This window comes from Streptacidiphilus sp. MAP12-20 (genome assembly GCF_041262525.1).
Taxonomy (GTDB): domain Bacteria; phylum Actinomycetota; class Actinomycetes; order Streptomycetales; family Streptomycetaceae; genus Streptacidiphilus.
Genome location: NZ_JBGCCK010000011.1, coordinates 40,342 through 54,001 on the forward strand (window position 1 = coordinate 40,342; position 13,660 = coordinate 54,001).

General features: G+C 69.4%; 8 protein-coding genes. 5 read left to right on the forward strand and 3 right to left on the reverse strand.

Features of this window, described 5'->3' with window-relative positions; translation table 11 throughout:
- Positions 1 to 213 precede the first annotated feature (213 nt).
- Positions 214 to 3,186 carry a CBM35 domain-containing protein gene (locus ABIA32_RS16760; RefSeq protein ID WP_370095811.1) on the reverse strand — a complete coding sequence of 991 codons (2,973 nt, stop codon included), beginning with the start codon at positions 3,184 to 3,186 and terminating at the stop codon, positions 214 to 216.
- A 220-nt stretch (positions 3,187 to 3,406) separates the two neighbouring features.
- On the reverse strand, positions 3,407 to 4,411 hold the full coding sequence (locus ABIA32_RS16765) for a LacI family DNA-binding transcriptional regulator (protein ID WP_370095814.1): 1,005 nt from the start codon (positions 4,409 to 4,411) through the stop codon (positions 3,407 to 3,409).
- Positions 4,412 to 4,661: 250 nt separating this feature from the next.
- Between ABIA32_RS16765 and ABIA32_RS16770 the strand changes: the two genes are divergently transcribed.
- From ABIA32_RS16770 to ABIA32_RS16790, 5 genes are all read left to right on the forward strand, one after another.
- A complete protein-coding gene (locus ABIA32_RS16770; protein ID WP_370095816.1) occupies positions 4,662 to 6,050 on the forward strand; it encodes an extracellular solute-binding protein in 1,389 nt (462 codons plus the stop codon).
- Between the two features lie 99 nt (positions 6,051 to 6,149).
- Positions 6,150 to 7,103 (forward strand): carbohydrate ABC transporter permease, encoded by a 954-nt coding sequence (locus tag ABIA32_RS16775; protein WP_370095819.1) that lies wholly within the window; start codon positions 6,150 to 6,152, stop codon positions 7,101 to 7,103.
- A 2-nt stretch (positions 7,104 to 7,105) separates the two neighbouring features.
- On the forward strand, positions 7,106 to 8,005 hold the full coding sequence (locus tag ABIA32_RS16780; RefSeq protein WP_370095821.1) for a carbohydrate ABC transporter permease: 900 nt from the start codon (positions 7,106 to 7,108) through the stop codon (positions 8,003 to 8,005).
- A gap of 32 nt (positions 8,006 to 8,037) precedes the next feature.
- Positions 8,038 to 10,671, forward strand: coding sequence for a discoidin domain-containing protein (locus ABIA32_RS16785; protein WP_370095823.1), 2,634 nt, complete (start codon positions 8,038 to 8,040; stop codon positions 10,669 to 10,671).
- A 114-nt stretch (positions 10,672 to 10,785) separates the two neighbouring features.
- Entirely contained in the window at positions 10,786 to 12,456 is a 1,671-nt protein-coding gene (locus ABIA32_RS16790; protein ID WP_370095825.1) for a glycoside hydrolase family 13 protein, read from the forward strand.
- Between the two features lie 7 nt (positions 12,457 to 12,463).
- Here ABIA32_RS16790 and ABIA32_RS16795 read toward each other — a convergent pair whose 3' ends face one another.
- Positions 12,464 to 13,552, reverse strand: a complete 1,089-nt coding sequence (locus ABIA32_RS16795; RefSeq protein ID WP_370095828.1) for a LacI family DNA-binding transcriptional regulator — start codon at positions 13,550 to 13,552, stop codon at positions 12,464 to 12,466.
- Positions 13,553 to 13,660 lie beyond the last annotated feature (108 nt).

Genomic DNA, 13,660 nt, shown 5'->3' on the forward strand with positions numbered 1-13,660 from the left:
GGAGAGCCGGCTGGACGTGCGCAGGAGCCGGACGGCCGGGATCGCTCCCGGACGTCCGGCCCCGCTCTGAGCCAGGCAGTCACCGCTCGGCAGTCGGCGTGGTCGCTGAGACCGAACAGCGCAGCAATGGCCACGACCTCGGGGACCGTACAGCGGCTGTGCTGGTTGGTCGGCGGCATCTGGACATGTCACCCCGCCGCATGGCGCCCCGGGTCAGAAGCCGCTGTCGCCCGGTCCCCGGTTGATGGTGTAGCCGCCGGGGTTGTTCAGGCCGCCGGAGGCGGCTCCGGTGACGGTGACGTTGTCGGCGGTCATGCTGCCGGTGACGCTGGAGATGTCGATGCCGTAGGTCCCGGCTCCGTTGATGGACAGGTGGTCCAGGGTGAGGTTGCTGATCTGCTTCGCGTAGCTGAGCAGGACGCCCTGGTAACTGGCGTTGCTGATGCTGTTGTTGCTGACGGTGACGGGTTGTGTCATGTCGTAGAGGTTGGCGTAGATCCACAGGGCGCCCATCGCCGAGCCCCAGTTGGTGTTGTACGAGCCCGCCCGGACCAGGGCGTTGCCGTTCACGGTGGTGGGGCCGGTGAATCCGGCCCCGAAGCGGGTGCTGATAGTGATCCCGGAGCCGAAGGCGACCGTGTCGGAGACCAGGTTGCCGGAGACGGTGTTGTTCCCGCCGCCGTAGACGCCGATTCCGTTGGCCTGGATCGGGCTGCTGACGGTGTTGTTCGTCAGGGCGCAGCCGGTGACGTTGCCGCCCTCGGTGTCGAGCGCGAGTTCGTCGTCGCCGGTGTTGCGCACCTCGGTCTGGTCGACGCGGGTGTTGCTGCTGCCGCCGTGGACGTGCAGGCCGTCCGCGAAGACGTCGCGGATCCGATCGCCGACGACGTAGAGGCCGTTGCCTGGGACGGCCCAGATGCCGACCTTGGCGTGCTCGATCCACACGTCGTAGATCAGCGAGCCGGAGCCGAAGGTGCCCTCGATGCCGGCGGCACCGGAGTCGTTGTTGCGGGAGGTCTGGTCACCGGCGATGGTCAGGTCGGCGATCTGGCTGCTGCCGCCCGTCGCGTAGAGGCCGCCCGCGCCGTTGACGGCCGTGGACGTGATCGTGGTGTACCACTCGCCCGCGCCACGGATGCTGACGTTGGCGAAGTTGATCCGCCCGGAGATCAGGTACGTGCCCGACGGGAACCACAGGCCGGTGCCGGTGCCGGACAGCGCGCTGAGGGCGTTGTTGATCGCGGCGGTGTCGTCCGCGCCGCTGTTCGGCGTGACACCGTAGTTGGTGACGGAGGTGTAGCCGGTGGCGGGCATCGTGAAAGCGGGATCGATCTGCTCCGCGTCCAGCACGTCGATGGTGTAGGAGGCAGCGGTGTCGGCGGCGTCCTTCTGGAGCTTGAGGACGGTGCCGGCGGGCCAGTTGCCGATCAGGGCGCGGGTCTCGTCGTAGAAGTGGTGGGCGACGCCGTTGCTGGGTGTGTGGGTGTCGGTGTAGCCGCCGCCGTAGAGCCAGGAGTACTGGCTGGTCAGGCTCAGGTCCTGCAGCTTGCTGCCATTGGCGTACAGGGCGAGTGGCGCGGTGGCGGTGGAGCCGTCGGCGTTGGCGGGGATGGAGTAGCGCAGGACCACCGCGTTGGTGGGCTTGGTCAGGGTGAACTGTACGTACTGGCCGGTCGCGGTGAGCTGGACGGCCTGGCGGCCGGTGGACTCGGCTTGCAGGCTCGGGTAGCTGGTGCTGTAGGGCAGTACGGATCCGTTGGTCTGGGCGGATGCGGCGGCGTATTCGGTGTAGGGCAGAGTCGCACCCTGCGCGGCGAGCGCTGTGCCACCGGTCACGGCCAGGCTGTTGATCGCGATGTTCCCGCTGTCACCGGAGTCGGTCCGATAGGCGACGAGATTCAGGCCCGACCGCAGCGTGACGTTCTGGGTGGCGCTGAGCCAACCGGTTCCGCCGGGGAGGGAGATCTGGCTGCTCTTCACGCCGTTGAGGTAGAGCGAGATGGTTTGGGTCGAGCCCGTGGCGTTGGAGTACGAGAGCGCGATCGGGTAGCTGCCGGCGCTCGGCACGTCGCTGGTGAAGTCCACCACCGCCCCCGTTGCCGAGAACCCGGTCAGGTAGCCGCCGCCGGTGTAGCCGGCGAGGCTGGTGGCGAGCGTCGGCCCGCCGGTCCAGAACGCGGTGGCCGCCTGGTAGACCTGCGCGGAGCCACCGCCGGTGCCGGTGCCGGTCGGGCTGGGCGTCGGTGACGGACTGTTGGACGCCGGGCTGCCGACGGTGATGTTGTCGATGTTGACGTTGCCGCTGTCGGTGGAGTCGAACTTGTAGCCGATGGTGTTGCTGCCCGCCGTGAGTGTGAGCGTGTCGACGACGGTGCCCCAGGTGTTCCAGTCCGCAGTGGCCGGGAGCTGGTCCTGCTGAGCCTTGACACCGTTGACGTAGACGGACAGCGTCTTCGCTGAGCCGGTGCCGTTGGCGTAACGGAGCGTCACGGGGGTGGCCCCGGCCGCCGAGGACGTCACGGTGAAGACGGTGTCGGCTGTCCCCTTGTTGCTGTCGGTGTAGCCGCCGACGAAGCCGGTGCCGGTGTAGCCGGTGTGGTCGGTGGCGATGACGGCGCCGCCGGAGAGGGCGGCGTTCTCGGCCTCGTACTGGCCGGGCGGGGGAGCGGGTACCGGGGCGAGAGTGGTGTTGTCGAGGTTGACGTTGCCGCTGTCGGTGGAGTCGAACTTGTAGCCGATGGTGTCGCTGCCGCTGGTCAGGCTCACCGTGGTGGCGACCGTGCCCCAGGTGTTCCAGTCGGCGGTGGCGGGCAGCGAGATCTGCCCGAGCTTGGTGCCGTTGACGTAGACGGAGAGCGTCATCGGCGAACCGGTGCCGTTCGCGTAGCGCAGCGTCGAGGTGTAGCTGCCGGTGGCGGTCGCGTTGACCGTGAAGACGGTGTCGGCTGTGCCCTTGTTGCTGTCGGTGTAGCCGCCGACGAAGCCGGTGCCGGTGTAGCCGGTGTGGTCGGTGGCGACGACGGCGCCGCCGGAGAGGGCGGCGTTCTCGGCCTCGTAGACCGTGGCCGCGGCGTGCGCGGGTGGGGCGGACCAGCTGACAGCTAGCGTCAGCAGCAGGGCGAGGACGGCGAGCACGGCGGCGGGAAGCACGCGGGCGCGCCGGAGCCCGAGGGGAGTGGCAGGCATGTCGCTCCAGGGTGGGGAGGAGCCGGGTGAATGGACCGCACGGTAGTCCCGCCGACAATTCCGCACAATGAACAGCGCACCGGCCGAAGAAAACGGCTGATGTGCTGTCAACTCGCCCGACAACTCTTGCAATTACTGCTGAGCTGCTGGTTTCGACGGGCCGCAGGGAGGAACTCCGTGCACGTCGTGAAATTCCCGCCGGAATTCCGTCGTTTCCTTGCTACGCCTCTTGCACACCCGGCCGGCGGCAGACCCCGGTGGATCCGCGCACCACCAGCTCCGGCTCGTGCAGCAGCTCCTTGGGGGTCGGCGCGTTGCCCTCGATCTGGTTGACGAGCAGCTGCACCGCGGCGCGGGCCATCGCGTCGATCGGCTGGCGCAGCGTGGTCAGCGGCGGATCGGTGTAGTTCATGAAGGCGGAGTCGTCGAAGCCGATCACGGAGAAGTCCCGCGGCACCTCAAGACCGGCCCGCCGGGCCGCGCGCACAGCGCCCAGCGCGAGGATGTCGCTGCCGCAGATCAGCGCCGTCGCCCCGGCCCGGATCAGGTCGCCGGCCGTGGCCTGGCCGCCCTCGAAGGAGAAGAGCGCGTGGCCGACCAGGTCGGCCGGGTCCGTCCGGTGGCGCCGGGCCAGCACGGCGAAGGCCTCGCTCTTGCGCTGCGAGGGGATGTGGTCGGCCGGGCCGACCAGCAGGCCGATCCGGCGGTGGCCGAGCGCGTACAAGTGGTTGAACGCCTGCTCGACGGCGACCCCGTCGTCGGTGGAGACCTGCGGGAAGCCGGCCCAGTCCACGGCCGCGTTGAGCAGCACGACGGGGACGCCGCGCTCCAGCAGGTGGCCGTGCTCCTCCAGGCTCAGGCCGCCGCAGAAGACCACCCCGGAAACCTGCTGGTCGAGCAGCATCGTCACGTACTCGGCCTCGGTGAGCCCGCCCGCCGAGCGGGTGCACAGGACGGGGGTGAAGCCGAGCTGGACCAGCGCGCCGCCGACCATCTCCGCGAGCGCGGGGAAGATCGGGTTCTGCAGCTCCGGCAGCACCAGGCCGACCAACCGAGCCCGCACGCCGCGCAGTTGGGTGGGACGCTCGTAGCCGAGCACGTCCAGGGCGGTGAGCACGGCCTGGCGGGTGCTGTCCGAGACGCCCGGCTTGCCGTTGAGGACCCGGCTCACCGTCGCCTCGCTGACGCCGACCTTTCGGGCCACTTCCGCGAGTCTGCGAGTCATGCGGGCACTATGTCATATCTTTGCGCGGGATTGCGCTGATGCGACATCAACTTTCGGCAGGATGTCTATTTTTTGCGCATATAAGTTTCTCTATTGCGTGCGATCTCGGTCGCCCGTAGCTTGTGCTGCACACCGGGCCGGGACCGCCGCTCTCGCTGAGGAGCGCGGCCCTGACCTGCCTCTTCTTGTACGCAGCACGCCCAGCAGCACGGCCACCCCCGCATCATAACCTCACCTTCAGGGACCGAAGATGAATGGAATCAGAGCAGCCGGCAGAGCCCGCACCGCCGCGGCGGTCGCCCTCGCGACCGGCCTGGCTCTCACCGCCACCGCCTGCGGCAGCTCCGGCGGCGCCACCCCCACCGGCACCGCCGACGGTCCGGTCACCATTACCGTCGGTTGCATGCCGCCCACCACCCAGGCGCAGCCGCGCGCCAACTGGATAGCGGACGTCGCGGCGTTCGAGAAGCTCAACCCGACCATCACCGTCAAGGGCGACGACACCGCTCCCTGCGACGACCCGGCCACCTTCAACGCCAAGCTGGCCAGCGGGAAGATGGACGATGTCTTCTACAGCTACTTCACCGACGGCGCGAACGTTGTGGCGTCCGGGCAGGCCGCCGACATCCAGCAGTACGCGAGCCAGATCCACGGGCTGTCCGACATCCAGCCGGCGCTGCTGAACATCTACCGCCAGGGCGGCACCGACTCGGGCCACCTCTACGGCATCCCCAAGGGCAACTACAGCCTGGGCCTCGTCTACAACAAGACCCTGTTCCAGAAGGCCGGCCTGGACCCGAACAAGCCGCCGACCACCTGGGACCAGGTCGAGGCCGACGCCATCGCCATCAGCAAGCTGGGCGGCGGCAACGTCGGCTACGCCGACTACAGCGCGGCCAACACCGGCGGCTGGCACTTCACCGCCGAGCTCTACTCGCGCGGCGGCACCATGGTCACCCCGGACGGCAAGTCCGCGAACTTCGACGACGCAGGCGGCCTGGCCGTGCTGCAGTTCCTGCACAAGATGCGGTTCACCGACAACGTCATGGGCACCAAGCAGGGCCTGCAGTACAACGACCTGCTGCAGATGATGGCCACCGGCAAGCTCGGCATGTACGTCGGCGACCCGGTCACCCTGACCACCATCCACGACCAGTACCACGTCTCCTACGACACCATGGCCGTCGGCCCGATGCCCGGACAGCAGGCCACCCTGGTCGGCGGCGACGGCTACATGTTCAACAAGAAGGACACCCCGGCCCAGATCCAGGCCGGCATCAAGTTCCTCAACTACGAGTTCCTCACCTCCGGCCAGGGCCTGAACTTCAACTACCCGCGCCGGGCCGACCAGAAGGAGCCGGTCGGCCTGCCCGAGCCGGACCTCTGGACGGGCGCCACCGCATCGGCTGACGCGACCGCGATGGCCAAGTTCGCCAACCTGCCCGTGCAGAACTTCGCCGCCTACGTCGCCGCCCTGCCGTCCATGAAGCTGCTCGTCGAGCCGCCGCAGGCGCAGGCCCTCTACGCCCAGGGCGACAAGGCTGTCTTCGCCGCGCTGACCGACCCGAACGCGAACCTCCAGCAGCTCCTGGACACCTTCAAGAGCAGCGCCAACGGCATCCTGGCCAACGCCCAGTAATCCCGCTCCGCGTCACCGGCCAAGAAGCCGCGCCGCCGCGACAGGCGACGGCGGGGCCCAGCCGCCCCGGCCAGGGGCCCGACCCAGAAGAAGTTCGACATGGTGACGACCAATCTCAGCCCGGACCGAGCCGCCGGCCCGGTACCGGCCGCAGCCGCACCGCGGCCGCGTGGGGCGGTGGGCAGGAGGGTCCGCAGCAACGCGACGGCCTATCTGTTCCTGGCAGGGGCGATCGTCTGTTTCGCGCTGTTCTCCTGGTACCCCATGATCCGGGAAGTGATCATGAGCTTCCAGAAGACGAACTTCGCGGGGCAGACGAGCTGGGTGGGACTGCGCAACTACCAGCGGGTCTTCAACGACCCCGACTTCTGGAGCTCCTGGCGGACCACCGGACTGTTCACCCTGATCGCGGTGGTCTTCGGGTACGCGGTGCCGTTCTTCACCGCCGTGTTGATCAACGAGATGCGGCACGCCAGGTCGTACTTCAGGCTCCTGGTCTACCTTCCGGTGATGCTGCCGCCGGTCGCCGCCGCATTCCTGTGGAAGTGGTTCTACACCCCTGACCAGAGCGGCCTGTTCAACGCCGCCCTGCACGCCGTGCACCTCCCCACCGTGCAGTGGCTGCAGTCCTCTCACACCACCGCGGTGATCTGCCTGGTCGCGTTCTCCACCTGGATCAACATGGGCAGCACCGTGCTCATCTACCTCGCCTCCCTGCAGGGCATCCCCGGCGAACTGTACGAGGCAGCCGAGATAGACGGAGCCGGCCTGTGGCGGCGGATCTGGCACGTCACCATCCCGCAGACCCGCCTGATCCTCTCGCTGATGCTGCTCCTGCAGATCATCGGCACGACCCAGGTCTTCATGGAGCCGTACGTCATGACGGGCGGCTCGAACGACACCACCTCCGTGGTCTTCCTCATCTACCAGTACGCCTTCAACTACAACAACTACGGCAGCGCCTCCGCACTGGGCGTGGTGCTCCTGCTGGTTCTGATCGGATTCGCCGCCGGCTACATGTGGCTGAGCCGTCGCACCGGCGAGGAGGAGTAGAGATGCGCACCAAGAACCCGTCCCTCCAGGCGGCCCCCCGCACCCTGATCTCCCAGGCGCAGCTGGCTCGCCCACTGGGCCGGACCCTGTACTGGGTCAGCTTCTGGGGCCTGGTGGCGCTGTTCGCGCTCGTCTTCCTCTTCCCTCTGTACTGGATGGTCAGCGGCGGCCTGAAATCCCCGCAGCAGATCATCCAGACCCCACCCTCGCTGACGCCCGGGACCAACCTGCACAACTTCGTGACCGCCTGGAACGACGCCAACCTCGCCAGGCTCATCCTCAACACCACCGGCTACGCACTGGGAGCGCTCGGCTTCCAGCTGGTCTTCGACGTCGCGGCGGCCTACGCGTTCTCCAAACTCCGCCCCCTGTTCGGCAACGTCGTGCTCTTCGCGATGCTGGCCACGCTGATGATCCCCACCGCCGTCATCGCGCTGCCCGAGTACCTCACCGCCAACGACCTCCCCTTCCTGCACATCAGCCTGCTCAACACCCCCTGGGCGATCTGGCTGCCGTCGGTCACCAACGCGTTCAACATCTTCCTGCTGAAGCGCTTCTTCGACTCCATCCCCGGCGAACTGCTCGCGGCCGCCGAGATCGACGGGGCCGGCCCGCTGCGCACGCTCTGGTCGGTGGTGCTGCCGATGTCCCGCCCTATTCTCGGCGTGGTGTCCATCTTCGCGGTGGTCGGGGTCTGGAAGGACTTCCTGTGGCCGCTGCTGGTCCTGACGGACGACTCGGCCCAGACGGTCAACACCGGTCTGCGACAGCTCAGCGTCGGCATCCCGCTCAACGTGCTGGTCGCGGCCCTGGCCATCGCCAGCGTGCCGACGATCGTGTTCTTCCTCATCTTCCAGCGCAACATCATGTCCGGACTCACCGCCGGCGCGATGAAGGGCTGACCCCCGCCTCCCGCCACAAGGAGCCCACAGCGATGACACTCCGAAGCGCCGCCGGTCGGCGGCGCAGAACCGACCTGCCCGCGCTCGCCGCACTGCTGCTGGCCGCACCGCTGGTGCTGCTCCCTGCCGGGGCCGCCCGCGCCGCCGCCGACGAGCCCGCTAGGCCCGAGGCGGGGGCCGCCGTCCCCTTCACCGAGCAGAACGCCGCCACCAGCCCGCACGCCCGCACCAACGGCACCGTGCTCGGACCCGACTTCCACTACGGCACCCTCGCCGCCGAGGCCACCGGCCGGACCGCCGTGCAGTTGGCCGGGCAGGGGAGGTACGTCAGCTTCACCCTCACCCGGCCCGCGAACGCCGTGGACTTCCACTACGCGCTCCCCGACTCCCTGCACGGCGGCGGCATCAACGCGCCGCTGGACCTGTACGTCGACGGCAGACACGAGACCGCGCTCCAGCTCACCTCGCAGTTCAGCTGGCTCTACGGCAACTACCCCTTCAGCAACAACCCCTGGGTGGGCAAGCCGGACGGCCAGGTCCCGCACGACTTCTACAACGACGTCCGCTACCAGTTCGGACGCACCCTGCCCGCAGGCACGGTGGTGAAGCTCCAGATCGACGCGGGCGACAACGCGCCCTGGTACGTCGTCAACACCGCCGACTTCGAGCAGGTTGCCGCCCCGACCGCCAAGCCGGCCGGCTTCCTCGACGCCACGGCCGCGCCGTACGCGGTGGACAACACCGGCTCCACCGACACCACCACCGCGCTGCAGGCGGCCATCGACGCGGCGTCGGCGTCCGGACAGGGCCTCTACCTGCCGCCGGGGACCTACGCGCTCAGCCGCCCGCTCAACGTCGACCAGGTCACCATCGCTGGCGCGGGGGAGTGGTACACCGTCCTGACCGGCCACAACGTCTCCTTCGCCGGCAGGCAGAACCCGCCCAGCACCCACGTCGACATCTCCGGCCTGGCGGTCTTCGGCAACGTCGACGTCCGCGACGACAGCAACAGCGCCGACACCGGCTTCAACGGCGGCTTCAGCGACTCGCGCATCTCCCACGTCTGGATCCAGAACGAGAAGGTCGGCGCCTGGATCGTCGGCCCCAGCACCGGACTGACCCTGGACCACCTGCGGATCCAGGACACCACCGCCGACGGCGTCAACCTCGACGCCTACGCCGGACCGGTCACCCACACGCTGATCACCCAGAACTTCCTGCGCAACACCGGCGACGACGGCCTGGCCCTGTGGTCGCAGAACTACGGCGACACCCAGGACACGCTCAGCCACAACACCGTCGACTCGCCGGGCCTGGCCAACAACATCGGCGTCTACGGCTCCGGCGCGGACGACGTCATCAGCGACAACCTGCTCCAGGACACCGTCACCCGGGGCGGCGGCATCGGCATCGGGCAACGCTTCGGCTCGGTTCGCATGAGCGGGCCGCTGCGCATCACCGGCAACACCCTGGTCCGCACCGGCCAGTGGGACCCCGGCTGGGACTACGGCGTCGGCGCGATCTGGTTCGACCCGCAGCAGGGCCCGATGACCGCGCCCACCGAGATCCGCGACAACACCATCCTGGACAGCCCCTACTCGGCCTTCATGTTCCAGAACTCCAACGCCTACGTCGGCCCGGCCGTGACCACCCCGCCGAGCAGCGGCAACCCGGTCAGCAACGTCAGCTTCGACGACAACCGGGTGCGCGGCGTCGGCAGCTACGTCTTCCAGGACCAGGCCCCCGGCGAGGTCAACGTCTCAGGGACGCACGCGAGCGACGTCGGCTTGGCCGGCGTCTTCAGCTGTGGTGCGGGCTTCGCGCTCAAGGACGGCGGCGGCAACTCCGGCTGGCAGCACAGTACCGCCTGCGGCCTGCCCGAGCGTGCGCCGCTGTGGGCCTATCCCGGCACGACCACCTTCGAGGCCGCGACGGTCGGCCAGGCCACACCGGTGCAGAAGGTCGTCGTGATGAACACCGCCGCCCGGGCTGCCACCCTCGACGCGGCGACAGTCAGCTCCGGCTTCACCGTCGCACCCGACCCGGTTCACCCCTGTGGCCCCACCCTGGACGCCGCAGCGCCGACCGACACGGCAACCTGGTGCGTCCTCGACGTCGGCTTCACCCCAACAGCCGCCGGGATCACCCAGGGCACGCTCACCCTGCCCAGCGACCAGGGCGGCGCACCGACCACCGTGCAGCTCGTCGGCAGCACCGACCCGCTCGGCGGCGACGGCGGCGTGGCCCCGCCCAGCAACCTGGCGCTCAGCGCCACGCTGACTGCGAGCAGCGCCCTGGCCGGCTTCCCCGCGTCCAACGCCAACGACGGCAACGACGGCTCCTACTGGGAGAGCCAGGACAGCGCCGGCTTCCCGCAGACGCTCACCGCCGACCTCGGCGCGACACAGCAGGAACGGACGGTCAAGCTCACCCTGCCCTCGAACTGGGGCACCCGCACCCAGACTCTCGCCTTCCTCGGCTCGAACGACGGCGCCACCTTCACCACCCTTGTCCCAGCAGCCGGCTACGTCTTCGACCCGGCGAACGGCAACGTCGTCACCATCACCCTTCCGGCCGGGACCAGCGAGCGATACCTGCAGCTCGCCGTCAGCAACAACACCGGCTGGCAGGCGGCCCAGCTCTCCGAGTTCGAGATCTTCGACTAGCAGTCACCCGGCAGCAGTCGACAGCCACCTCCCCGAACCGGTGTCCGGGACGCGCACCCTGACCGTGCGTCCCGGACACCGCACCCCCTACCGCGCGACGAGGAGCACCAGCCCATGGCAGTCCGTACACGCAGCACTGACCCGGCCGAGCACTGGTGGCGCACCGCCGTGATCTACCAGGTCTACGTCCGCTCGTTCGCCGACGCGAACGGCGACGGCGTCGGAGACCTGGCCGGGGTCCGCGCCAAACTGCCCTACCTGGCCGGGCTCGGCGTCGACGCGCTCTGGTTCAACCCCTGGTACGCCTCACCCATGGCCGACGCCGGCTACGACGTCGCCGACTACCGCCGCATCGACCCAGCCTTCGGCGACCTCTCGGAGGCGGAGGCGCTGATCGAGGAGGCCCACGCACTGGGACTGCGCATCATCGTCGACATCGTGCCCAACCACGTCTCCGACCGGCATGCCTGGTTCCAGGAGGCGCTGACCTCGGGGCCGGGTTCGGCCGCCCGCGAGCTGTTCTGGTTCCGGCCGGGACGCGGGGCGGACGGCGAACTACCGCCCAATGACTGGAAGTCCGAGTTCGGCGGGCCCGCCTGGACCCGGGTCCCCAACCCCGACGGCACCCCCGGCTCGTGGTACCTGCATCTCTTCGCCGCCGAGCAGCCGGACCTGAACTGGAACAACGCCAAGGTTCGCGAGGAACTGGAGTCGGTGCTGCGGTTCTGGTTCGACCGGGGCGTGGACGGCGTCCGGATCGACTCGGCGACCATGCCCGCCAAGGACCCGGCCCTGCCCTCCTTCGGCCCCGACTTCACCCAGTCCGCGCCGCCGAAGCCGCACCCCTTCGTCGACCGCGACGACGTGCACGAGATCTACCGCGCCTGGCGGCTGGTGGCCGACTCCTACCCCGAGCCCAAGGCGCTGATCGGCGAGGTCTGGCTGGCCGATCCCGAGCGATTCGCCGCCTACCTGCGGCCCGACGAGATGCACGCCGCCTTCAACTTCGACTACCTCAACTGCCCCTGGGACGCCGGGCGGCTGCGCACGGTCGTCGACGAGACCCTGGCCGCGCACGCCCCCGTCGGCGCGCCGGCGACCTGGGTGCTCTCCAACCACGACGTCACCCGGCACGTGACGCGGTACGGCCGCGCCGACACCTCCATGGGACGCAGCCCGCAGCTGCACGACGCCCCGGCCGACCTCGCCCTGGGCACCCGCAGGGCCAGGGCGGCGCTGCTGCTCAACCTGGCCCTGCCCGGCTCCTGTTACCTCTACCAGGGTGAGGAGTTCGGGCTCTGGGAGGTCAGTGACATCCCGGCGGAGGCGCGACAGGACCCGTTCTTCTTCCGCAGCGGCGGCGCGGACCCCGGGCGCGACGGCTGCCGGGTGCCGCTGCCGTGGGCGGGCCAGGCGCCGCCGTTCGGCTTCAGCCCGATCGGCGCGACGGGTGCGCCGTGGCTGCCGCAGCCGGCAGCCTGGGCGACGCAGACCGCCGAGGCGCTGGACGGGCAGCCGAACTCGATCCTGCGGCTCTACCGGACGGCGCTGTCACTACGGCGTCAGCTGCCTGACCTTCGTGGCGGCGCGGAATTCGGCTGGACCGAAACGGCAGCCGACGAGCTGCTCGACTTCCACCGGGGCGACGGGTTCCGCTGCCTCGTCAACCTCTCCGCACACCCGATCCGGCTGCCGGAGGGTGCTGAGCTGCTGCTCGCCAGTGCCGAGATGTCCGAGAGCGGGCGGGACCTGCCGCCGGACACGACGGTCTGGCTCCGGGCCTGAGCGAGGCTCAGACCCGGGACAGCCGCGGTCGCGTCGCGACCTCCGCATTCGCGCGGGGCGTCGCGGCGGGGGCCGGGCCGGTGGACCCGCGGACCACCAGTTCGGGTTCGTGCAGCAGTTCCTTCGGTGTGGGCGCGCTGCCGCCTATCTGGTTGACCAGCAGCGTGACCGCGGCGCGGGCCATCGCGTCGATCGGCTGCCGCAGCGTGGTCAGCGGCGGATCCGTGTAGTTCATGAACGCGGAGTCGTCGTAGCCGACCACCGAAACGTCCCCAGGCACCGAGAGGCCCACCCGCCTGGCCGCCCGGATCGCGCCGAGGGCCAGGATGTCGCTCCCGCAGATCAGCGCGGTCGAGCCGGAGCCGAGCAGATCGGCGGCGGCGGCCTGGCCGCCCTCGAAGGAGAAGAGCGCGTGGCCGATCCGGCCACGCGGGTCTGCGTCGGTGCGGTTGCAGAGGCGGCCGAAGGCCTCGGCCTTGCGACGCGAGGGCGTGTGGTCGGCGGGCCCGACGAGCAGACCGATCCGCCGGTGGCCGAGGGCCCACAGGTGGTTGAACGCCTGCTCGACCGCGGCCGCGTCGTCCGTCGAGACCTGCGGGAAACCCAGCTTGGCGCCACGCAGCGGGTCGACCAGGAAGCGCTCCGGAATGGCGGCGTAGTCGACCGCCGCGTTGAGGAGTACCACGGGCACGCCCCGGCCCAGCAGTTGCTGGTACTCGTCCGCGCTCAGCCCACCGCAGAAGACCACGCCGGAGACCTGCTGATCGAGCAGCATCGTCACGTACTCGGCCTCGGTCAGCCCGCCCGCCGTCCGGGTGCACAGGACGGGTGTGAAGCCGAGCTGGACCAGGGCCCCGCCGACGCCTTCGGCGATCGCCGGGAAGATCGGATTCTGCAGCTCGGGCACGACCAGGCCGACCAGGCGGGCCCGTACCCCGCGCAGCTGAGTGGGACGCTCGTAGCCGAGCACGTCCAGGGCGGTGAGCACGGCCTGACGGGTGCTGTCGGAGACGCCGGGCTTGCCGTTGAGGACCCGGCTCACCGTCGCCTCGCTGACGCCCACTTTCCTGGCCACTTCGGCGAGTCTGCGAGTCATGGTTCGCATAATCTCCACTCATCGCAGAGTTGCATAGATTGTAGCGTCAATTACGCTCAGAAATAGAGTTTATGCGCTCTCTTTGCGTTGTGCTGCGCAAGGAGTCGA